Genomic DNA, 22372 nt, shown 5'->3' with positions numbered 1-22372 from the left:
TTATCTTGCTGCACACACACCAAACCACTGATTATGGGGATTTTAAATGTGACGCCGGACAGTTTTTCCGATGGCGGTAAATTCTCAGGTCTCAATGCGGCTTTGCAACAGGTTGAGCTGATGTTGTCCGAAGGCATGGATATTATCGATATAGGCGGAGAATCAACCCGTCCCGGATCTGATCCGGTTACGGCTAAGGAACAGATTCAGCGGGTCGTTCCGGTGATTGAAGCCATCAGGCAGCAATTGGCGAGCGATATTTTAATCAGTATCGACACGACCTTAAGCGAGGTCGCCAAAGCGGCGCTGGATGCCGGAGCCGATATTATCAACGATGTTTCCGGGGGCAGGGAGGATGCGGCTATCCTGACGCTGGCTGCCCAAACCGGTGTGCCGATAATTTTGATGCACAGCCAAGGGATGCCAAAAACCATGCAGGACAATCCGCATTATGAAAATGTGGTGCAGGAAGTGCTTGATGTCTTGAATGAAAGCATTGAGGCAGCATTAAAGGCGGGCATTAAAAAAGAAGCTATTGCGATCGATCCGGGCATAGGTTTCGGTAAACGCAAGCAGGATAATCTTGATTTGCTGGCGCATCTTGATGCGTTGGTGGCGACCGGTTTTCCTGTGCTGTTAGGCACCAGTCGCAAGCGTTTTATGGGTACGATTTGCGATGTAACCGAACCCTCGGAACTGGTTACAGCCACTGCAGTGACCACGGCTTTAGGGGTGATGGCGGGGGTACAGATGTTTCGGGTTCATGATGTCAAGGAAAACCGGCAGGCAGCCGATGTGGCTTGGGCGATTAAACAGAGCAGATAGGGTGGGCAGGTTTTTCTGCCCACCGTTTACAACTATTCCCTATTTATCAGGTTTCACTTATAGTCACTTTGACTGCTTAGGCCTGGATGAGGCTCTCCTACAGGGCGATAATCTCCCTCAGATAAATAGGTAAGCAACATCGGTAGTAATACAAGTATGGCTAAAATCAGCGCTACACCGCCGATGGATATTAAAAATGTCTTAAAATTCCCCACAACATTTTCTACAGGATCGTCTGAATCCGTTGAGGACTGGGGTTGGTCGTTTTTGTCGGAATGGTCGTCTTGGTTTGACATGATAATCTCCCGGTAACTGATTGAAAGAAAATGAAATACCACCACATATTTGAAGCTGGCTATTGCTATGCTAGTCGCATCATAAATTTCCTGCAACTTTTTGATAGCATCAATGCTGTCAAAAAACAACAACTTAAAAGCGTTGTGAGGCTTCAGAATCAACACATCATCAGTAAATCCGTTCTACCCTTACGCATCCTTAAGCCATAAGGTCACGAATAACTGCATCTATGTGGGGCGATTTAGCCTAAGTGCCCGACTTTTGGCTACGTTGGTCCAAAATGAACGAATCCGGCATTCATGCCACCGTAGATGAAACTGTCCTGTGGCAACAGTAACCATTGAATTAAACAGCCATGAGATAAACACCCCTTTACACCTTAAAAACAGCCAATTGCTGCAATAATATTTTATATGATACTGTATATGGTATGAGTGAAATTATCATGGATACCAATATCCTGTTTTCCGGGTTATATTCGGCAAGCGGCGCATCCTTTAAAATATTGGAGCATCTTTCTGCGGGACGTATTCAGTTGGCGTTATCGACGCCTTTATTATTTGAATATGAAGATGTCCTCAAACGTAATCAAACGGAGTTGAACTTGCTGGATGAGGACATCAATGTTGTTTTAGATAGCTTCTGTGCTTTTAGTCGATTTCAGAAAGTGTATTTTTTATGGAGGCCTTGTTTGCCTGATGCCAAGGATGATTTGGTGCTGGAATTGGCGGTGACTGCAAAGGTTAAAACCATCGTCACCCATAATTTAAAAGATTTTGTTGGTATTGATAAATTTGGTGTTGAAGCCATTGTTCCTAAAACTTTATTGGAGCGTTTGTAATGAGTGCATTAAGCCTGCGTTTACCGGATTCTGTTCATCGGCATATTAAAGAGCTCGCCCAGCAAGAAGGGGTGTCCATTAACCAGTTTATCTCCAGTGCGGTTGCCGAAAAGGTCTCGGCTATAGCAACGGAAGATTATTTGCAGCAACGTGCGCAACGGGCTGATAAACAGGCTTTTCAACGCTTGTTGGCTAAAGTTCCAGAGCGTGAAGTGCTTTCTGGCGATGAGTTGTAACCAAGTTCCGTAGGGCGCAATAGCAGCTTTGTCGCGTATTGCGCCGAGTGATATGATCCAGGCAGAGGATAAATAAGCCATGCAGTATCATTTTGAATGGGACCCGGTTAAAGCTAAAACCAATTTACAAAAACATGGCGTCAGTTTTGAGGAAGCGGCTGAAATATTTCTTGATCCTTTACAATTATCTATGCCTGATAAACAGAGTGAATTGGAAGCGCGATGGATTACCTTGGGCAATACCCGAGTTCATCAATTACGTTTAGTGGTGCATACTTTTATGACCTATCACCAAGACCAAGTCACTATACGCATTATTTCTGCAAGACCTGCGACACGACATGAACAAAAACACTATGAGGGCTCATAATGAAAGACGAATATGATTTTTCCAATGCCGAACGCGGGCGCTTTTATCGCCCTGATGCGCAATTAAATATCCCGGTTTATTTGGATCAGGATGTTGAAAGCTGGTTTGCGGAGAAGGCAAAAATGAAAGGCGTTAATCTGCAATCATTAATTAACGAATTATTGCGTAAAGATATATCGCTAATACAAGAAGTCACCGGCAAAGGATAAATAATAATGCCCAATCTTGTCGATGTTACCTATGCACAAACAGGCCAAAGCACATCTACCAACCCTATGGGAATGCGCGAGATGCAAGCCTGCGCTTATGCTGAACGGAATGCGTAATACCTATTGCTAAAAGCGCCGCCTGCGTCGGGAAAGTCTCGTGCCCTGATGTTTCATACCCCGCGAGAATGGTTTATAGTGCCCTTACATACCATAGAAACAGCAGTTAAACTTTTAATTAATGGAGAAATTATTAATTATCGTTATGACAATAATAATCAGGAAATAATTGAAAAATGAGTAAGCGGATGGGTACGACTGTATGCGTTGCGCTACCTCCTGCATCCTTGCAGTCGTATCCATCCTATGGACTGAGAGTTTAATGACCAAACAAGAAAAATCCCTAACGATGACGGTATTGATGACGCCGGACATGGCTAATTTTTCCGGCAACGTTCACGGAGGCTCTTTATTGAAATTGCTGGATCAGGTGGCTTATGCCTGTGCGGCAAAATATTGTAAAAAATACGTGGTGACCGCGGCGCTCGATCAGGTGTTCTTTAAGCAACAGGTCAATGTCGGTGAGCTGGTCACCTTTTATGCGCATGTCAATTATGTCGGCCATTCATCAATGGAAATCGGGGTCAAGGTGTTTGCCGAGGATTTAAGAACCGATGAAAAAAGGCATACGACGTCCTGCTATTTTACGATGGTAGCGATGGATGAACACGGACAAACTGTGGAAGTTCCGAGATTACAACTGGATAATGATGTGGAAATAAAACTTTACGAAGCGGCAGAAATGCGCAAAAAAATACGCCAGGAAAGCCTGGAGAAAAATCGTGCCATGCATGTGGAGTTATTAAAGGATGAGCTGTAATTTATGATTATGCAGGGAAATTTTGAACAACTGCCGTTAAAGGATTTTGCTGAAAAAGCCTATTTGGATTATTCCATGTATGTGATTTTGGACCGGGCTTTGCCGCATATCGCCGATGGCTTAAAACCGGTGCAACGGCGCATTGTTTATGCCATGTCCGAGCTGGGTTTGACAGCGACGGCCAAGTTTAAAAAATCGGCCAGAACAGTCGGCGATGTGTTGGGTAAATATCATCCGCACGGCGATTCCGCCTGCTATGAAGCGATGGTATTGATGGCGCAGGACTTTTCCTATCGCTATCCGTTGGTTGACGGGCAGGGCAATTGGGGGTCGCCGGACGATCCCAAGTCCTTTGCCGCGATGCGTTACACTGAATCCCGCTTGACCGCTTATGCGCAAACCTTGTTAAGCGAATTGGGGCAGGGTACGGTTGAATGGTCGGATAATTTTGACGCCACCTTGAAAGAGCCGGTATTGCTGCCTGCGCGACTGCCGAATATCTTGCTGAACGGCACCATGGGCATTGCGGTCGGCATGGCGACCGATATACCGCCGCATAATCTGCGGGAAGTTGCTCATGCCTGCATCCAGCTATTGGATGATCCGAACAGTACGCTGGACATGCTGTTTACCCATATCAAGGGACCCGATTACCCGACCGATGCGGAAATCATCACCTCGGCTGAGGATATACAAAAAATGTATATCAGCGGCGGCGGCTCGATAAAAATGCGCGCCAAATACGAGCAGGAAGACGGCAATATTGTCATCACCGCGCTGCCGCATCAGGTTTCCGGCGCTAAATTGCTGGAGCAGATAGCCGCGCAAATGCTGGCGAAAAAGCTGCCGATGATTGAAGACTTGCGCGATGAATCGGATCATGAAAATCCGACCCGTTTGCTGGTGATTCCACGCTCAAAACGGATCGATGCGGATGAGGTGATGTCGCATCTGTTTGCGACGACCGATCTGGAAAAAAGCTATCGCGTCAACATGAACATGATCGGCCTGGACGGGCGGCCCAAGGTTAAAGGTCTTAGGGACATACTGGTCGAATGGCTGGCGTTTCGTACCGAAACTGTGCGAAAACGCCTGCAATACCGGTTGGACAAGGTGCTGGCGCGGTTGCATATTTTGGACGGCTTGCTGATTGCCTATCTGAATATCGATGAAGTCATTGCCATTATTCGCAGTGAAGACCATCCCAAACCGGTGCTGATGGCGCGCTTCGGTATCACCGATATTCAGGCCGAAGCGATACTGGAATTAAAATTAAGGCATCTGGCCAAGCTCGAAGAGATGAAGATCCGCGGCGAGCAGGATGAACTGGAGCTGGAACGCGCCGCGCTGGAAAAAACGCTGGGTTCGCCGCGCTTGCTCAATCGCCTGATCAGGAAAGAACTGGAGCGCGATGCAGAAAAATACGGCGATGACCGCCGCTCTCCGATTGTTGCCAGAGATGCTTCCCAAGCTTTGGATACAACGGCGTTAATCACCAACGAGCCGTTAACCGTTATCCTGTCGGACAAAGGTTGGATCAGGGCGGCAAAAGGCCATGATATTGACGTTGCCAGTCTTAGTTACCGTTCCGGCGACGGCTTTCTGGATGCGGTTAAATGCAGGACGACGCAGCCGGTTTATATCCTCGATTCGACCGGGCGGGCTTACAGTACTTCTTCGCATGATCTGCCATCGGCCAGGAGCCAGGGCGAGCCGTTGACCGGACGGCTTAATCCGCCTGCCGGTTCGCTATTTGTGCATCTTCTGGCGGGGCAGCCGGACGATTGGTATGTGCTGGCCAGTCATTTCGGTTATGGCTTCCGGGTTCAGCTTAAAGAATTATTGAGTAAAAACAAGGCAGGCAAGCTGCTGATCACGCTGCCTGATGGCGCCAAAGTATTAAAACCCGTGCCGATCCGCAGTGAAGCCGATTCACTTGCGGTAGTGACTTTACAAGGCCGCTTGTTGATTTTTCCGGTGGCCGAGTTGCCCGCCCTGGCTAAAGGCAAAGGTAATAAGTTGATTCAAATTCCGACGCCTGACCTGACCGCTGGAAAGGATTACGTGGTCGCGGCCGTGGCGCTGCCTGAAAACAGCCAGTTGAAAATCATTGCCGGTAAACGGCAGTTGACGCTTAAAGGCGCGGATATTGAGCATTATTCCGGCAGTCGCGCCAAACGGGGTTTGGCATTACCCAGAGGCTTTCAGCGGGTTGATGGCTTGGAGTGCGAGTGATGGAAAGCTATCAATTTACACTGGCTATTTGTTAAATAATTGCGTGTAGTAGAGGTATGCGACCTTGGAAAATTTAATTAAAGAAATAATCAATGATCCAAAGTTTATTCAAGGGGCTGCTTGGAAGCGTTGGTATTTTCATGCTAATGAAACCATCGTTAAGGAAGGCGATGTGGCCAAGTCCCTGTTCTTCATTGAGAGCGGTCAATTACGAGTGTCTGTGCATGTGGAACTGGAAGAACGCCGAAACATAAAAACGGGAGTCGGCGATTTGGGTAAAGGAGACCTTTTTGGCGATACGTGTCTCCATGAGTCATCGGTACGAACCGCTTCCGTTATAGCCATTTCCGATGGCTGTTTATTGGAAATCAATGGGGAGAGACTTGGCGAGTATCTGGATGGTCATCCCAGTAAAGGCTATTCGTTTTACAAGAAGTTGTTTGAAATACTTTTTAAACGCCTGAATACAGGGAATCGCAAGATTGAATATCTTTTGGCTTGGGGACTTAAGGCGCGGCGTTCTTCTGAAAAATCAATTCCAATCTTCCGGAAAGTCTAGCAGGGTTGGCGCTTATTTTTTATCAGCCGTTTTCAGTCTAACGATAAGGCGCCGGTAATCATCCTCATTTAATGCATCGTTGACTATCAGCACGGACTGCTTATGTGCTTGGTTGTTAAAATGCAAAAATACCGCGAATAGGGTGATGACTGTTGAATTCAGGATTTGGATCGATTTAAAGTCATCGCCGCTGGATACTTCCCAACCCGATGCTTCAGTATGTTTGATTTTATAAGGCTCGTTTTTTAAGCGTTTAATAATAAACTGAAGATGCATGTAAATCCCTGTCAGCAGAGCCAATTTGACGATAATCGGTAAAGCATTGGCGATGCTTGAAGCCAATGCCAGCATATGCATAATAATCAGTAACTGCTTTAATCGTTGGGATGGCTTAAGTTCTACCAATAACGAAGGTTCGTGTTTTTTGGACAAGTTGGGCGCTCCTTATTTTTTCGTTGATGATACGTGTGTTTGAACGCAATACAAATGAGCACATAGGTTTTTTGTCTTTGTTCAAACAGCGATATAATCAAAATACTTTAAAATCCATTATCTTATTTACTAATGAACCCCAACTGGAAAAACTTCCTGCTTTCTAAGAATGCAGTATTTGACAACGATATCAACGTTGTTTTTCTATCACCTGAACATGAAGGCAATAAACGCATTTACCCCATTACACAGCTGGGTGTTTTAACGGTTGCAGGGATTGATGCGGCAAAATTTTTACAGGGTCAAATGACTTGTAATATTAATGACATAACCGATATAAAAAGCAGTCTCGGTGCGTTATGCAATCTTAAGGGCAGGGCGATTACTACTTTTTTACTGGTTAAAAGCGCCGATGCTTTTTTGATGATTCTACCCAAAGAATTATTGGCGTCAGTCAAAAAAAGACTACAGATGTACGTGTTGCGATCAAATGTAAGCTTAACCGATAGTTCGGATGAATTATGTTTAATCGGCTTATGCGATGAGGCATCGCAATCCGGCGAGGTGTCGGAACATAGCTTTGCAACAAGCAGACAGGAAAATATCGTTGTTGATTTTCAAAACCGCAGCTTGATTATTGCCGAGGCTGATAACGCTCAGGCGCTTTGGGAAGAACAGGTTAAGCTAGGCTTCCAAGCTGACGATTCGGCACAATGGCGCTATCTCGATATAATCTCCGGGATTCCTTGGCTTACTGCAGAAACATCGGAAGAGTTTATTCCGCAAATGCTTAATCTGGATAAGTTAGGCGGCATTAGTTTTACCAAGGGCTGTTATACCGGCCAAGAAATTGTTGCCCGGACTCATTATTTGGGTAAGGCCAAAAGGGAAATGTTTCTCGCTGAATGTGATGTCTTAACGCCTCCTGAGCCTAATTCAACCATCATTGATGACAGTACGGGCACAGAACAAAGTGCAGGTAAAGTACTGTATGCGCAAAAAGGACGGGATGCTTGCAAGATGCTGGTTATCCTGCAAAATGGTGTTGATACCAATGCTGATAATTTGAAGCTAAAAAATCATAACCAAGATAAAATTACTTTATTAACCTTATAATTTTGGCGTGTATTTTTATCAAAAGATGCCCCGAGAATGCAATTTACTTACGTTACGCACGCTAACCGGGAATATTCCGGAACTTAGGGATAGCCTAAATTGCTGGAAAAATTGTACCCTGCGAAAAGGGTGAATGATTTGTTCTACCCTCTTACCAAGCCCGGATTTTCCGCTAACACTGAAATATTGGAAATTGCCCGAAGCATGCTCTCCTAAAAATGTTTAATACTATGATTAATACTGAAGCCGCCGCACATTTTCGCCGATTGGGCACCATTACAATTTTTGCCGTTTATTTTGTCATCCTGGTCGGAGGGATCGTAAGGGCTTCCGGCTCAGGCATGGGCTGCCCCGACTGGCCGACTTGCTTTGGACAGTGGGTGCCGCCTACTGATGAGTCCCAGCTACCCGCCAACTATCATCAGATTTATGCAGAGCGTGGTTATGAAAATACCCAGTTTAACCCGGTAAAAACATGGACCGAGTACACCAATCGCCTGGTCGGTGTGACGATTGGATTTTTGATTTTGCTGACGGCTTGGTCATCGCGTATTTATCTTAAAACTGACAAAACCATTTTTTACTTGGCGGTCAGTGTGTTTTTGTTGGTCGGTTTTCAAGGATGGCTTGGTTCTACGGTTGTGGCAAGCAATCTCAAGCCCTTGATGATCACCTTACACATGTTGCTGGCTTTGTTTATAGTCGCATTGCTTATTTATACGATTGCCCGTTCGCAACGTGATGTTATCGCCCTCATTGATATTCGGCCGCTGCCGGATAAATTTAGAATTGTCTTGATCGCGGCAATGATCATGACCCTGTTACAAGTAGCTATGGGGACCCAAGTCAGGGAAGCGGTGGATTTTATTGCTCATAATTATGCTTATATCGAGCGCCAATACTGGCGGGATGATTTTCCGGTCATTTTTTACATACACAGATCATTCTCCTCAATTATTTTATTCACCAATCTTTGGTTAGCTTGGAAGATTGTTCGGTCTGTCGATAAAAAAAGCTTGTTACGGCGTATTGGATTATCTCTGGCCGCCTTGGTAATTATGGCCATTCTTGCAGGTATCAGCCTGGACAGATTGGGCATGCCACCGGTTGCCCAACCGATACACCTGTTGATGGCCAATCTCATTTTCGGTGTGCAGTTTTTTCTTTTCAGCTGTCTGAATTACGCCTCGGTCATTGCTCCATCTCCTGTATCCATGCAGTCGTCAAAAAAGTAGGCTTAGTTTAAGATTTAAGGCGGATCTTGATTAGCAAGCTGCTTCAGCTAGCACCGTCATACTGGCAGGGATGCCAGTATCCAGAGCCAGGGATGGTAACTTTCCGATGCCGCTGTGGCATGATTTAGGCTTGATGCCAAGCCATAGTCTCACATCCATGTGACTGGATTCCGGCATCCCTGCCAGAATGACGAGCTTTTTGGCGCTAGCTGAAGCATCTTGCTAATCAGTAGGCAGATTGATGCGCCATCAAGACATCAAAAATACGTATAAAACCATAAGCTTCTTGTCTTTCGTGGCGAATAAAAGAATCGGATATACAGAGCCGAATATTGGCTGTACCCTGCCATTGATTTTATAGTTCCTGCCGAGCACCTTATTGGATGTAGAATGGCGTAAATAAAAATAAATACCGGTTATCGATGACACCTCAAGCCCAACCTATAAATCGACGTTTTCTAAGAGACTCCTTTAAGCGTTTTTTGCCAAATCCCCAGGCTGTCGCGTTGGCAATTATTCTGATTGTCAGTTTTGTGCTGATTTATTCATTGTCTGACCTGTTAATGCCGGTTTTCGTGTCAATCGTGTTGGCGTACTTGCTGGAAGGTCTGGTAAGCAAGGCTGAAAGCATGAAAATGCCGCGTCTGCCGGCCATCTATCTGGTATTTTCAGTGTTTATGGCTTGCTTGGGTTTTTTATTGTTTTATTTAATACCAATAGTTTCCCAACAGGCCGTCGAGCTCGTTCAACATATCCCGGAGATACTTAACAGGGCGCAAATCGGAATCATGAGCTTGCCGGAAATGTATCCGCAATTTATTTCAGAAAGCAAAATTCAGCAGATGATGTTTGCCGTGCAGCGGGAATTGTTAACTTACGGGCAAAATATATTGTCGCGTTCAGCCGCATCTGTTGTGGGACTGGTCAGTGTAATGATCTATCTGTTCCTGGTACCGATGATGGTCTTTTTCTTTTTAAAAGACAAACAGATGCTAGTGTCCTGGTTTTTGCAGTTTATGCCCAGGGACAGACGTTTGACCGTGCGCGTTTGGGAAGAGGTCGATATACAGATCGGCAATTATGTGCGCGGCAAGTTTGCCGAGGTTTTTATACTCTGGGCTGTCAGTTATGTAACTTACGCAGCAATGGGCCTGAATTATGCAATGCTGCTGGCTGTTTTGATGGGCTTGCAGGTCATTATTCCTTATATCGGTGCAACGCTGGTTACCTTCCCGGTGTTGGGGGTTGCTTATTTTCAGTGGGGATTAAGCGGCGATGAGTTTATGTGGGTTGTTATTGCATACTCAATTATTCAGGCGCTGGACGGCGTCGTATTAGTGCCGGTGTTATTTTCCGAGGCGGTTAATTTACATGCCGTCGCAATCATCGTCGCCATTTTGTTTTTTGGCGGTTTGTGGGGCTTTTGGGGCGTATTTTTGGCAATTCCATTAGCGACCGTTGTCAAGGCGGTGCTGACGGCCTGGCCACGGATTGGCGATGATAGTATGACTACGGATTTTTAAGGACTTTGTGGCGGGGACTATGTCCTCGTCAACTCATGGACAACTATTTACAAAATATCTGAAGCGTAATCGGCTAATCGCGAGCGTTCGCCGCGCCGCAAGGTAATATGAGCTCCATGCGGCCAGGTTTTAAAGCGGTCTACAACATAAGTGAGTCCGGAGGTTGTCGCCGTTAAATAAGGGGTGTCGATCTGCGACAGGTTGCCGATACAGATGATTTTTGTTCCGGGACCTGCCCGTGTTATCAGTGTTTTCATCTGTTTTGAAGTCAGGTTTTGAGCCTCATCAATGATCAGGAAGCGATTGAGGAATGTCCGTCCGCGCATAAAGTTAAGCGACCTGATTTTGACCCGGTTCATAATGATGTTGCTGGTTGCGCTTTGTTCCCATTCGCCGTGTTCCGCATTTTGACCCAGCAGTTCAAGGTTATCGATTAACGCGCCCATCCACGGAGCCATTTTTTCTTCTTCGGTACCGGGCAAAAAGCCTATGTCTTCGCCGACAGGGACGGTTTCACGGGTCATGATGATTTCCTGGTAGGTTTTGTTTTCCAGGGTCAAGTTAAGTCCTGCGGCCAAGGCCAACAGGGTTTTTCCGGTGCCCGCCGTGCCCAGTAAGGTAACAAAATCGATGTTGGGATCTAACAAGACATTGAGAGCGAAGTTCTGCTCCCGATTTTTCGCCGTTATGCCCCATACATTGTTATGTTTTACACGGTAATCCTTTGCCAGTTCCAATACTGCGATTTGTCCGTCGCAAGACCTGACGATAGCTTCAAAATTGGTTTCGTCTTCTATGTACAAATACTGGTTGGGGTACCATTCGCTGACGATAGGGTCTTCCAGTCTGTAAAAAGTGCGGTTTTTTTCCTGCCAGGATTCCATTTTGGTGCCATGCACTTCCCAGAAATCTTTTTCCAATACCATGGCGCCGCTGTATAACAGGTCAATATCGTCCAGGGTCTGGTCGTTATGATAATCTTCGGCAAGCAACTCCAAGGTCGCTGCCTTGATGCGCATGTTGATGTCTTTTGACACCAGAATAACGTTGGTTCCAGGCAGTTTTTTGGTGAGCGCCAAGACGATTCTGAGTATGGAGTTGTCGGCAATGTTACCGGGCATACTTTCAGGCAGCAGTGCGGTCATGGCGCTGGTCTGGAAATATAAGCGTCCGCCGTCAACCGTATCGATACCCGGTCCATGCTTTATGCTGGACAACGGTAGGCCATCGTTGATGGTTTGTTGGTTGGCGTCGCAGATTAATTCATCCAGAAACCGGCTGACCTGTCTTACATTGCGTGCCAGTTCGGTTAAGCCTTTTTTTGCATGATCGAGTTCTTCCAGAACAATCATCGGAATAAAAATGTCATGTTCCTTAAAACGGAAGATGGATGCTGGATCGTGCATCAGCACGTTGGTGTCCAGGACAAACAGTTTTTTATCCGGCGATGTTTGAATATTCATAGTTTAGTTGCTTGTAAGGTCATGTAAGGCCTGTAGAACTTCTTCGCAATGGCTTTTAACTTTTACTTTGCGCCATTCATGGACAAGTACGCCTTGAGGGTCAATTAGAAAAGTGCTGCGTTCGATGCCTCGCACCTGCTTGCCGTACATGTTTTTCATTTTGATAACGTCAAACAGTTGGCACAGCTTTTCATCCGGATCTGAAAGCAGGTCAAAAGGGAATTCCTGTTTGCATTTAAAGCTTTCGTGAACACGGACAGTATCACGGGATACGCCTACTATGACAGCATTGAATGCGGTGAATTTGTCGATGTTATCGCGAAAAATTTGGCCTTCCTGAGTGCAACCGGGCGTATTGTCTTTGGGGTAAAAATAAATAATAAAGTATTTACCTTGGTAGTCGCTTAGTTTTACCGTTTTATCGCCGGTAGATGAAGCCTCAAAATCGGGTACAGTGTTACCGAGAGTTATCATTATCAAGTTTATCGTTTTATGGGTTCAAGAATGGCGTCTATATTTAACTGGTCGCAAAAATCCAGGAACTCCTCGCGTAGCGATAACAGGTGAAGTTGCGGCGGGATCAAAATTACAAATTTGGTCGAGAATACTGATGTTTGAATATAGGGCGCCTGATAGCAACTGCCGGTTATTTCTTCAATATCTATTTCGCGATCAAATAGAAAGGAAGTAATGGATTCTGTGACATTATCGCGATCCAGGGATATTGTTTCCAATGAGTAGGGAACGCACTCTTTGATCTTGTCTTTTTGGTCAGGCCGTAAGGTGTGGATTTTGATGTCCAGTCGTCTCTGGATAATGTCCAGAGTACTTTCAAACTTGGCAATTTGGTTCCAATTGCCCTGAATAAGCAGGTATGCCGCAGTAGACTGAGCGAGGCGGGATGATCTTATTTCCAAAATATTACATTTACAGTCGCGCACGGCGGGTAATATTTCGGCAATAAATTTAATCTGATGGTTGCCTAAGGCTGTGATAGCTAGTTGCATTTTTTTTCTTAGAAGTTTTTTTGAAAGTTTAGCATTAAATGGCTGAAACTTGATGAACATTAAGTTTATTTGGTATTAGAATGATTAAAATTGTTCTTCTGTCGATAAACACTGAGCGCTGCATTTAAACTTTGTGGTTATCTTACAACTCATTACCGAGCCCGAATATGACTGATAAAAAATCAAAAGAAAAACGCAATAATCTCGATGTTGATTTGGATGCCATGCTGGACGATGCGGAATCTTCTCTTGCCCCAATGAATGAGTTTCAGGACGATGAAGATACTATTGATAGATTGCTGATGAATGCCGGTTTTGATTCGGATGATGCATTAATACAATCAGAACTGAAAAAAGACGCGGATGTCGTGAAAGATATCGACTTACATGATGAGCTTGATGACTTTTTAGGTTTTGACGACTTTGGAGATGATTTCCACGAACCGGAAAAAACTCAGGCAGCTATGGAGTTAGAACAGACTATAGGCGATTCGTTTCTTGCTTCGTCAAATGAGCGTCAGGATGACGAAGATGCCATTGACAGATTGTTGATGAATGCCGGATTTGATGCGGATGATGCGTTAAAGCAAGTAACCGAGGATGATGTTAATGCGCTTGAAGAGTTGGATGATTTCTCCGATTTTTCTGATTTTAGTGATTTCAACGAGCCGGAAATGGTTCTGCAGGACTCAGCACGCACGGTCGCAGTTGAAGAAGTTGATGATGAGCCTGAGCTGATTATGGAGAGTCTATCCTCGCTTGCTGATGATGTAGATTTACCCGGCGAAATTGATGATGTTGAAGAATCGGATATGCTTCATGAGGGTGAGGTTGAAGCGCCGGTTTCGGCTATGGCGGGCATTGAAGAATCAGATGTAGAGGATGATATTGGTACGGATGAAGAACTGGATGATTTTTCGGACTTTAGTGATTTCAATGAACCGGACATAATTCCGGTAGAAATTGATGAGTCTGAACAAGGTACAGAAAACTTGGCCACGCATGTTGATGCTGTTGGCTTGTCTGATGAAATTGATGAGTTTTCCAGCCTTAATGATGATTTCGACGAATCGGATCTGATTCAGGATGACGAGGCTGATGAACCGGTTCAGGCTGAAACGGATTTAATCGCATCCAATCAGGGACAGCAGGCAGCCGTCGAACAACCCTCCCATGATGAAGATGCCATCGAGAGCTTACTCTCCGATGCCGATTTTGATTCGGGAAATGCGTTAGAGCAAACGGTTGGGGAATCGAATGAGTTTGTTGGTGATGCGGGTTTGTCGGATGAAATTGATGATTTTTCCGGCTTTGGCGATGATTTCGACGAATCGGATCTGATTCAGGATGACGAGGCTGATGAGCCGGTTCAGGCTGAAACGGATTTAAGCGCATCCAATCAGGAACAGCAGGCAGTAGTTGGGCAACCCTCCCATGATGAAGATGCCATCGAAAACTTACTCTCCGATGCCGGTTTTGATTCGGGAAATGCGTTAGAACAAACGGTCGGGGAATCGGATGAGTTTGTTGATAATGCGGGTTTGTCGGATGAAATTGATGATTTTTCCGGCTTTGGCGATGATTTCGACGAATCGGATCTGATTCAGGATGACGAGGCTGATGAGCCGGTTCAGGCTGAAACGGATTTAAGCGCATCCAATCAGGGACAGCAGGCAGCAGTCGAACAATCATTTAATGATTTGCAGCGTGATGAAAATGGCATTGACAGTCTGCTCATGGATTCCGATTTTGATGTGGAGGATGGGTTAGAGCAAACAGTCGAGAAGAAAGATGTGTTTGGCGATGACGCGGATTTAAGTGAAATTAACGACTTTTTTCAATTGGATGAAGTGAGTGACGATTTTTCCAGGGAGACAGAGGCGGATCAGTTAGCAGAGACAGAGCAATCAATTCAAGATGAAGATGATTTTCTTTTGCCTGATTTCGATATCACTGCGGATATGGAAATGTCTAATATAGGAAGTAATTCAGGTGTTAAAGACGATGACTTGACCGATGCTTTTGGCGACACTGATTTCTTGGACGACGATGAAGTCGTCCAAGCTTTTGAGCCGGAAATATCGGGGTTCAAATCGCCCGGTGACGACGAAGCGATTTTCGAATCTCAACCGAAACAGGCTGCCGATACAGCTATAGACGATATTGAAAGCGCAAAGACGAGTCCTTTGGGCTTTGAACAGGAAGATATTAAAAAGCAGTTGGAAGACGCTGAAAATAAAGTTAAAAAAGCAAAACTCTTCAGTTACATAGCATTGGGGTTCGGTGCTGTTGCGTTAAGCGCAGCAGCTGGATTGGGTGTAATGACTTATGGTGCAAAGTCTGAAGTTTCAAAATTAACTGAACAGATTTCAACCCTTGAGGCAGGCTTGGCAAAAAGTGTTGAAAATAATCCTAATGAAGAAATTAACGCGGTGATGAATTCTGTTGTGCAGTTGAATCATCAGGTCTATGGATTTATAACGCAGCTCAAAGAAAATGCCCAGTTTCCTGTTGATTTATTAAATAACAAAGTATCTGATATTGTGGCAAAACAGGATATGGTAAGTAAGGCGCTTGACATGTTACAGGTCAAAATGGGAGGGGCGGAAGGAAAGATGCCTTTGAAACCATTGGTTGCTGAATCTGTTAAGGTTGAAGCGGTGCATGAGCATGCACCGGCTAAAGAAGAAAATGTACATGGGATTGCGCCGACCAAAGAGAGAGCCAAGCATGAGGCAACGCCTGTTAAAGTAGAGGCTGTGCCTGAAACCGTGCCTGCCAAAACTGAACCTGAGGCAGTGCCGGCCAAACCAATAACACCGCCGAAAACTGTTGTTAAAGAGGAATCTATAAAGCCAAGCAAGCAAACAACAACTGCTGCCGCCAAGTGGGGGGTAAATCTGGTGGCATTCAAACAGGAATGGTTTGCCAAAAGCAAAGCGGCTGAATTTGCACGCCTGGGTGTTTTTGCTGAAGTAATTCCGGTCCGTGAAAAGAATACAACAATGTACCGACTGCGAGTCGGGGGCTTTAAAAGCAAAGCGGAAGCGTTTTCCAATACGGATAGGTTAAAACAGACACTTAATTTGGATTCAGTTTGGGTAAGTGATAACTAGAGCTGATGCCGGTTATGAGAGAGAAAAAACTTGTTGTAGCGGTCTCATCCAGAGCGCTGTTCAATCTGGATGAATCGCATGCGATATTTGAAACGCAAGGCAAGGAAGCTTTTTGCCGTTATCAAATAGAACATGAAGATGAAACTTTGGAGCCGGGCTACGGCTTCGTCCTGGTCAAAAAGTTTTTGAGCCTAAATGACAGCTGCCCCGATGATCCTCTGGTCGAAATTATCCTGTTATCACAAAATAGCGCTGATACGGGGTTAAGAATTTTTAATTCCATTGCTCATTACCAGTTGAAAATCATCCGCGCGGCATTCACCAGCGGCGTATCTCCATACAGTTACATTCCTGCATTCGGTGCGCATTTGTTTTTATCAACCAATGCCGATGATGTGGCTAAGGCTCTGTGTGCGGGTTTTGCAGCGGCGACTATTCTTTGCGGGCCTTCCATGACGCATCATTCCGATCAGCTGCGCATCGCTTTTGATGGTGATTCGGTATTATTTTCGGATGAGTCGGAACGGATCTATCAACAGCGCGGCCTGGATGTATTTACCGAAAATGAGCGTAATGAAGCTAAAAAGCTCTTGCCGGGCGGGCCTTTTAAGGACTTTTTAAGTGCCCTGCATCATATCCAAATGCAGTTTGACCCCCAATCGTCGCCCATAAGAACGGCATTAGTGACCGCCCGAGCCGCTCCGGCTCATGAGCGGGTAGTCAGAACATTAAGAGCTTGGGGTATTCGTATTGATGAAGCGCTGTTTTTGGGCGGCATAGACAAAGGCGCTTTTTTGAAAGCATTCGGTGCGGATATTTTCTTTGATGATCAAAAAGGTCATTGTGAGTCTGCCGCCCGGCATGTTACTGCGGCACATGTGCCGCATGGCATCACTAACCGGAAAGACTAAGCTATAAAATAGTCTGTTTTGAAGTAGCTCCCGCCTGTTCTTTGACCAATTTCGGAACCAGATAGCCGGGCAGGGCGGCTTGAACTTGACGCATAAGCGCCAGAGCTTCGGCTTCAGAAATTTCAAAATGTCCCGTTCCCGTCGCTTTGTCCAATAAATGCAGATAATAAGGGATGATGCCGTGGCTGAACAGTTGTTCGCTCAGCTCGCATAGGACTTCTGCATTATCATTCACGCCTTTTAACAGCACCGATTGATTAAATAAGGTGATAGCGCTGTTTCTCAGCGAATTGCAGGCAGCAATGACGCGATCATTAATTTCATTGGCATGATTACAGTGCATGACGATGATGATTTGTTTGGGGCTTTGGGTTAGGGTGTTAATGAAATCATCGGTTATTCGGGCAGGCAGAACGATAGGCAATCGGCTATGTATTCGAATGCGTTTCAGATGCTTAATACCGTCCAGTTGTTTAATAAGCCGAGCCAGTCTCGACTCGCTTAGCAGCAAGGGGTCGCCGCCGCTTAAAATAACTTCCGAGATGCTTGTGTCGTTTTGTATGGTTTTGATGGCGGCATCTTCTTTTTGTTTGCTAAGTTGCAAATCAGCGTACGGAAAATTGCGGCGGAAACAATACCGGCAGTTGATGGCGCAGCTGCCGGTATTGATAAATAAAACCCGGCCGTGATATTTATGTAAAACACCGGTCTGGGTGGCTGATGCAAGATCGCCGACAGGGTCATGGCTAAAGCCGGGATAGGCGAACAGCTCTTCTTTAATAGGCAATACCTGGCGTAATAAAGGGTCATGCGGATTGCCTTTTTCCATGCAGGCTGCAAAACTTAACGGGACGCGTAACGGAAAATTTTCGGCAGCAGCGACTGAAACCGGCAAGTCATCCGGCGACAAGTGCAGGTAACGGCAAAGGTCTTCAATGTTATTAAAAGCTTCGGCAAGTTGTTGTTGCCAGTTTTTAGCAAAGTGGCGGATTTCGGGCTGTGACTCAGACATGAGGGATTATTAAAGTTTCTATCGGTTGTTGCCTCTATTATAATAGTTAAGTTTTACATTGTTTGTCATCTTTGAGGATAAAATGGCCAGTTATAGCACTAATGAGTTTAAAGCCGGGTTAAAAGTTATGTTGGATAACGATCCCTGTGCAATTATTGAAAATGAATTTGTAAAGCCTGGAAAAGGTCAGGCCTTTAACAGGGTAAAAATCAGGAACTTGAAAACTGGCCGGGTGATTGAAAGAACTTTTAAGTCGGGAGAGTCGCTTGAAGGTGCGGATGTTGTCGATGTCGAGATGCAATATCTCTATAACGACGGTCAATTCAGGCATTTTATGGTGCCGGATACTTTTGAACAGTATCAGACCGATGAAAAAGTTGTGGGTGACGCCGGTAAATGGCTTAAAGATCAGGATTCCTGTACGGTAACCTTGTGGAATGATGCGCCTCTTGCCATCTCTCCGCCTAATTTTGTCGATTTGGCAATTACTGAAACTGATCCCGGTGTCCGTGGCGATACCTCGGGCGGCGGCGGTAAACCCGCGACTTTAGAGACAGGCGCGGTAGTCAGGGTGCCCTTGTTTGTGCAAATCGGTGAATTGATCAGAGTCGATACTCGTACCGGCGAATATGTTTCCCGCGTAAAAGAATAGTGCTGCAAGACTGGCGGCCGACATGCTCCCTGGAGTTGATGCGCTTAAGAGCGCAGATGCTTGCCGAGATACGTCAATTCTTTGCTGAAAGATCGGTGCTGGAGGTGGAGACGCCGCTGCTCAGTCACAGCATTGGAACAGATCCGCAGTTGGAGTTTTTTACAACTGAGCATTGCTCGTTGCCGTTGCGGCAAACACTGTTTTTGCAAACATCGCCTGAGTTTGCAATGAAACGGCTACTTGCAGCCGGTAGCGGTTCTATTTATCAAATAGGCAAAGCATTCAGAAACGGCGAGTCGGGGCGGTTTCATAATCCTGAATTTACGATGCTTGAATGGTATCGGGTCGGTTTTACATTGCTTCAACTAATGAATGAAATCGCCGAGCTGATTGCCGGGCTGTTTAGTGGTCAGTCGTTACAAGAAACACAAAAAGTCAGTTATCAGGAGGTATTCTGTTCGTTTACCGGCTTGGATCCTTTGGTATTTTCATATCAGGACTATTGTGCTTTTGCCAGAGAATGTCAGTTATTTGAGGCAGTGGATATTTGCGGACACGATCATGCAGTATGGCTGGATTTTATATTTAGTCATAAAGTCCAACCGCATTTGGGCGACAATGCTTTGTGTATGGTTTACGGTTATCCCAGTTGCCAGTCGTCATTAGCAAGAATCAATGAGCAATGTTCGCTTATTACTGACCGGGTTGAATTGTTTATCAATGGTATTGAATTGGGCAATGGCTACTACGAACTGGCCGATGCCGAAGAACAGAGTAGGCGCTTTGATAAGGAGTTGGCTATCAGGCAGCAACACAAACTCCCTGTTTTCGTTAAAGATAAGCGTCTTATTTCGGCTTTGGAATCGGGATTGCCGGAATGCTCAGGTGTGGCTATTGGTTTAGATCGTTTGTTGATGCTGTTGTCGGGCAGTGCGTCCATTGAGGATGTGCTTAGTTTTCCTATTCACAGGGCTTAAGCCCGTTTAAATATTTACTGTGATATAATCCGTCAGATTTTTAACATTGGGCAATGCCGTTTTATTTTTAGACTTCTACATGAAATTAAATACTCTTTCTTGCTTGCTATTGTTATTTCTACTTGTTTCCCAGGCGGTCAAAGGTGATGAAGAGTTTGTTGTAGAGGATATTCAAGTCAAGGGCCTGCAGCGCATCTCGGTAGGTACCGTTTATAATTATCTCCCCGTTAATGTGGGTGAAAAATTTTCTTTGGATAATGTAGCCCCGGCAATCAAAGCATTATTCAAGACCGGTTTTTTTAAGGATATTTCTCTGGAAAGAGAAGGGTCAACGCTGATTGTTAATGTGGTAGAACGACCCTCCATCGCAAAAATTATTTTTGAAGGCAATAAAGACTTAAGTAAGGATGACTTGACTAAGGCCCTAAAGAAGATCGGTTTGGCTGAAGGCAAGGTATTCGACCAGCAGGTGCTTGATAAAGTCGAGCAGGAACTAAGCCGTCAATATTTCAGTCATGGTAAATACGGCTTAAAAATTACTACCGAAGTATCCAATCTTACGCGGAACCGGGTTGGTATTCACATCAAAATTTCGGAGGGCAGAGTAGCCAAGATCAAGCAGATTAATGTTGTCGGCAATACTGTTTTCGACGATAAAACGCTGTTGCGAAATCTTGAGTTGAACACGTCCAATTTATTGTCGTTCTACACCAAGGACGATCAGTATTCCAAACAAAAATTGCAGGCAGATTTGGAATCCTTGCGTTCCTACTACCTGGATCGCGGCTATATCAACTTTAACATCGAGTCCACGCAAGTGGCTATTACCCCGGATAAAAAAGATATTTATGTCACTATCAATGTCAAAGAAGGCGACGTTTATAAACTGGAAAAAGTTAAATTAGCCGGTAATCTGGTGGTTGCTCCTCCGGAGCTTATTAAACTGGTAAAGGTCGGCCCGGGAGAAGTTTTTTCCAGAAAAAACGCTACCGAAACTTCTAAAGCAATTTCTGACCGCTTAGGCGATGACGGCTACGCTTTTGCAAACGTTAATATGGTGCCGGAAATCAACGAAGCCCAAAAAACAGTTGATATGACTTTTTTTGTCGATCCGGGCAAACGCGTTTATGTCAGACGGATTAACATGAAAGGCAATAGCAAAACCCGTGATGAGGTGCTACGCCGTGAAATGCGACAAATGGAGTCCAGTTGGGCCTCAAGTTCAAAAATTGAACGGTCGAAAACGCGCCTGGAACGCTTGGGCTACTTCGAAGAAGTGAATGTTGAAACACCTCCGGTTACGGGCACTGCCGACCAGATTGATGTTAATTATACGGTAGTGGAAAAACCTTCCGGCAATTTGTCGGCAGGTATAGGGTTTTCCCAAACTCAAGGGATAGTGCTGAATGCCAATATTGCCCAGGATAACGTCTTTGGGTCGGGCAAACGGGTGAATGTCGCCTTTAATAATAGTTCTTATGCTACAAGTTATCAGTTTGGTTTTTTCAATCCATATTTCACAGTAGATGGTGTAAGTCAGGGCTATAACTTGGGCTATACCAAACGAAATGCCGGGCAAATCAATATTGCCAATTATTCAACCAATGTAATGAATGCCGGGGTGAATTTCGGCATCCCCTTAAATGAATTCGACAGTTTGCGTTTTGATGTTGATGGAAAACATACTGAGCTGAGTACTACTGATTATTCATCCACACAAATTCGAGATTTTATTAATGAGCAAGGTAGTACGTTTCTAACACTGGCCCCGGCAGTGGGTTGGACTCACGATACGCTTAACAGGGCAATTTTCCCGAATAGGGGTCAACAGCAGCGTTTTTCTGCGTTGGCGACAGTGCCGGGTAGTGATTTGGAATATTATAAAGTCGGCTATAAACATCAACTTTATTTTCCACTGGCTAAAGATTTTACGTTCAGACTGCAAGCTGAAGCGGCCTATGGGGACGGTTATGGAAAGACAAACAGCTTGCCTTTCTTTGAAAATTATTTTGGCGGCGGCACGGGGTCTATACGCGGCTTCAGGAATAACACTGTAGGTCCGAGAGACTCCAATGGTTATCCATTTGGAGGCTCCAGTAAAATTATCGGCAATGCTGAAATGTTTTTTCCGGTGCCTTTTATGCCGGAGACAAAATCAGTCAGGTTAGGTACCTTTTTGGACGCTGGATCAATCAACAATGGCTTTAAAGTGGACAATCTGAAATATTCTGTCGGGGTTTCAGGTGAGTGGTTGTCGCCCTTCGGCGCTTTATCCGTCAGTGCCGCATTGCCGTTAAATGCTACGTCGACATCATCAGACGTTGGCGCTGTAGAGGATCAAAAACAGATGTTTCAATTCAACTTCGGGCAAAATTTCTAGAAGAAGTTGTTTTTGTTTTATAGGGACTACCGGCCGGTAGTCCCCTACGGTTATAATTTAACGAAATAGTCGCATTTTTAATTATTATTTATTTTAATT

22 protein-coding genes are annotated in these 22372 nt (G+C 45.1%); 16 read left to right on the top strand and 6 right to left on the bottom strand.

Annotated elements, in window-relative coordinates; translation table 11 throughout:
* The first annotated feature begins 33 nt into the window (after nucleotides 1–33).
* Complete coding sequence (gene folP / locus Q8L79_RS02180; RefSeq protein WP_370869860.1) at nucleotides 34–825, top strand: dihydropteroate synthase; 792 nt, start codon at nucleotides 34–36, stop codon at nucleotides 823–825.
* A 53-nt stretch (nucleotides 826–878) separates the two neighbouring features.
* On the opposite strand, the gene Q8L79_RS02175 is transcribed toward folP, so the two are convergent.
* Nucleotides 879–1286, bottom strand: coding sequence for a hypothetical protein (locus Q8L79_RS02175; protein WP_305267638.1), 408 nt, complete (start codon nucleotides 1284–1286; stop codon nucleotides 879–881).
* Between the two features lie 266 nt (nucleotides 1287–1552).
* Here Q8L79_RS02175 and Q8L79_RS02170 point away from each other — a divergent pair, with 266 nt between their 5' ends.
* The 7 genes from Q8L79_RS02170 (at nucleotide 1553) to Q8L79_RS02140 (ending at nucleotide 6449) form a co-directional block, all read left to right on the top strand.
* Complete coding sequence (locus Q8L79_RS02170) at nucleotides 1553–1963, top strand: putative toxin-antitoxin system toxin component, PIN family (RefSeq protein WP_305267637.1); 411 nt, start codon at nucleotides 1553–1555, stop codon at nucleotides 1961–1963.
* Nucleotides 1963–2199, top strand: a complete 237-nt coding sequence (locus Q8L79_RS02165) for a YlcI/YnfO family protein (protein WP_305267636.1) — start codon at nucleotides 1963–1965, stop codon at nucleotides 2197–2199. Before Q8L79_RS02170 ends, Q8L79_RS02165 begins: the two co-directional genes overlap by 1 nt.
* Before the next feature lie 79 nt (nucleotides 2200–2278).
* A complete protein-coding gene (locus Q8L79_RS02160; protein ID WP_305267634.1) occupies nucleotides 2279–2569 on the top strand; it encodes a BrnT family toxin in 291 nt (96 codons plus the stop codon).
* Complete coding sequence (locus Q8L79_RS02155) at nucleotides 2569–2778, top strand: hypothetical protein (RefSeq protein ID WP_305267632.1); 210 nt, start codon at nucleotides 2569–2571, stop codon at nucleotides 2776–2778. Before Q8L79_RS02160 ends, Q8L79_RS02155 begins: the two co-directional genes overlap by 1 nt.
* 379 nt (nucleotides 2779–3157) lie before the next feature.
* Nucleotides 3158–3655 (top strand): acyl-CoA thioesterase, encoded by a 498-nt coding sequence (locus Q8L79_RS02150; protein WP_305267631.1) that lies wholly within the window; start codon nucleotides 3158–3160, stop codon nucleotides 3653–3655.
* A gap of 3 nt (nucleotides 3656–3658) precedes the next feature.
* Nucleotides 3659–5890 carry a DNA topoisomerase IV subunit A gene (gene parC / locus Q8L79_RS02145; protein ID WP_305267629.1) on the top strand — a complete coding sequence of 744 codons (2232 nt, stop codon included), beginning with the start codon at nucleotides 3659–3661 and terminating at the stop codon, nucleotides 5888–5890.
* 64 nt (nucleotides 5891–5954) lie between these two features.
* Nucleotides 5955–6449: a Crp/Fnr family transcriptional regulator gene (locus Q8L79_RS02140; RefSeq protein WP_305267627.1), complete on the top strand. Its 495-nt coding sequence runs from the start codon at nucleotides 5955–5957 to the stop codon at nucleotides 6447–6449.
* 12 nt (nucleotides 6450–6461) lie between these two features.
* On the opposite strand, the gene Q8L79_RS02135 is transcribed toward Q8L79_RS02140, so the two are convergent.
* Nucleotides 6462–6881 carry a protein YgfX gene (locus tag Q8L79_RS02135; RefSeq protein ID WP_305267625.1) on the bottom strand — a complete coding sequence of 140 codons (420 nt, stop codon included), beginning with the start codon at nucleotides 6879–6881 and terminating at the stop codon, nucleotides 6462–6464.
* A gap of 132 nt (nucleotides 6882–7013) precedes the next feature.
* Between Q8L79_RS02135 and Q8L79_RS02130 the strand changes: the two genes are divergently transcribed.
* The 3 genes from Q8L79_RS02130 to Q8L79_RS02120 all read left to right on the top strand — a co-directional run bounded on the left by Q8L79_RS02130 (nucleotide 7014) and on the right by Q8L79_RS02120 (nucleotide 10755).
* Entirely contained in the window at nucleotides 7014–7997 is a 984-nt protein-coding gene (locus Q8L79_RS02130) for a folate-binding protein YgfZ (RefSeq protein ID WP_305267623.1), read from the top strand.
* Between the two features lie 230 nt (nucleotides 7998–8227).
* Entirely contained in the window at nucleotides 8228–9232 is a 1005-nt protein-coding gene (locus Q8L79_RS02125) for a heme A synthase (RefSeq protein WP_305267622.1), read from the top strand.
* Between the two features lie 422 nt (nucleotides 9233–9654).
* Entirely contained in the window at nucleotides 9655–10755 is a 1101-nt protein-coding gene (locus Q8L79_RS02120) for an AI-2E family transporter (RefSeq protein ID WP_305267621.1), read from the top strand.
* A gap of 47 nt (nucleotides 10756–10802) precedes the next feature.
* Here Q8L79_RS02120 and Q8L79_RS02115 read toward each other — a convergent pair whose 3' ends face one another.
* Genes Q8L79_RS02115 through Q8L79_RS02105 form a run of 3 tightly spaced genes read right to left on the bottom strand, consistent with a single transcriptional unit; the run spans nucleotide 10803 to nucleotide 13225 of the window.
* Nucleotides 10803–12218, bottom strand: coding sequence for a PhoH family protein (locus tag Q8L79_RS02115; RefSeq protein WP_305267619.1), 1416 nt, complete (start codon nucleotides 12216–12218; stop codon nucleotides 10803–10805).
* Nucleotides 12219–12221: 3 nt separating this feature from the next.
* Nucleotides 12222–12692, bottom strand: coding sequence for a peroxiredoxin (locus Q8L79_RS02110; RefSeq protein ID WP_305267617.1), 471 nt, complete (start codon nucleotides 12690–12692; stop codon nucleotides 12222–12224).
* An 8-nt stretch (nucleotides 12693–12700) separates the two neighbouring features.
* Nucleotides 12701–13225, bottom strand: a complete 525-nt coding sequence (locus Q8L79_RS02105; protein ID WP_027150118.1) for a glycine cleavage system protein R — start codon at nucleotides 13223–13225, stop codon at nucleotides 12701–12703.
* Nucleotides 13226–13392: 167 nt separating this feature from the next.
* Here Q8L79_RS02105 and Q8L79_RS02100 point away from each other — a divergent pair, with 167 nt between their 5' ends.
* Both Q8L79_RS02100 and Q8L79_RS02095 read left to right on the top strand, forming a co-directional pair.
* A complete protein-coding gene (locus Q8L79_RS02100) occupies nucleotides 13393–16341 on the top strand; it encodes an SPOR domain-containing protein (RefSeq protein WP_305267613.1) in 2949 nt (982 codons plus the stop codon).
* 14 nt (nucleotides 16342–16355) lie between these two features.
* Nucleotides 16356–17252, top strand: coding sequence for a 5'-nucleotidase (locus tag Q8L79_RS02095; RefSeq protein ID WP_305267611.1), 897 nt, complete (start codon nucleotides 16356–16358; stop codon nucleotides 17250–17252).
* Nucleotide 17253: 1 nt separating this feature from the next.
* Here the strand turns inward: Q8L79_RS02095 and epmB are convergent, their stop codons facing one another.
* Entirely contained in the window at nucleotides 17254–18264 is a 1011-nt protein-coding gene (gene epmB / locus Q8L79_RS02090; RefSeq protein WP_305267609.1) for an EF-P beta-lysylation protein EpmB, read from the bottom strand.
* A gap of 82 nt (nucleotides 18265–18346) precedes the next feature.
* Between epmB and efp the strand changes: the two genes are divergently transcribed.
* The 3 genes from efp to bamA all read left to right on the top strand — a co-directional run bounded on the left by efp (nucleotide 18347) and on the right by bamA (nucleotide 22273).
* Entirely contained in the window at nucleotides 18347–18916 is a 570-nt protein-coding gene (gene efp, locus Q8L79_RS02085; protein ID WP_305267607.1) for an elongation factor P, read from the top strand.
* Nucleotides 18917–18972: 56 nt separating this feature from the next.
* The gene (gene epmA, locus Q8L79_RS02080; protein ID WP_370869859.1) at nucleotides 18973–19893 is read left to right on the top strand and encodes an EF-P lysine aminoacylase EpmA; all 921 of its coding nucleotides are present in this window, start codon (nucleotides 18973–18975) and stop codon (nucleotides 19891–19893) included.
* Nucleotides 19894–19972: 79 nt separating this feature from the next.
* Nucleotides 19973–22273: an outer membrane protein assembly factor BamA gene (gene bamA / locus Q8L79_RS02075; RefSeq protein WP_305267603.1), complete on the top strand. Its 2301-nt coding sequence runs from the start codon at nucleotides 19973–19975 to the stop codon at nucleotides 22271–22273.
* Nucleotides 22274–22372 lie beyond the last annotated feature (99 nt).

Origin of the sequence: Methylobacter sp. (genome assembly GCF_030680395.1) — a bacterium.
Lineage (GTDB): Bacteria > Pseudomonadota > Gammaproteobacteria > Methylococcales > Methylomonadaceae > Methylobacter_A.
The sequence above is the reverse complement of the archived record's forward strand: the minus strand, read 5'-3'. Positions and strand labels throughout refer to the sequence as shown.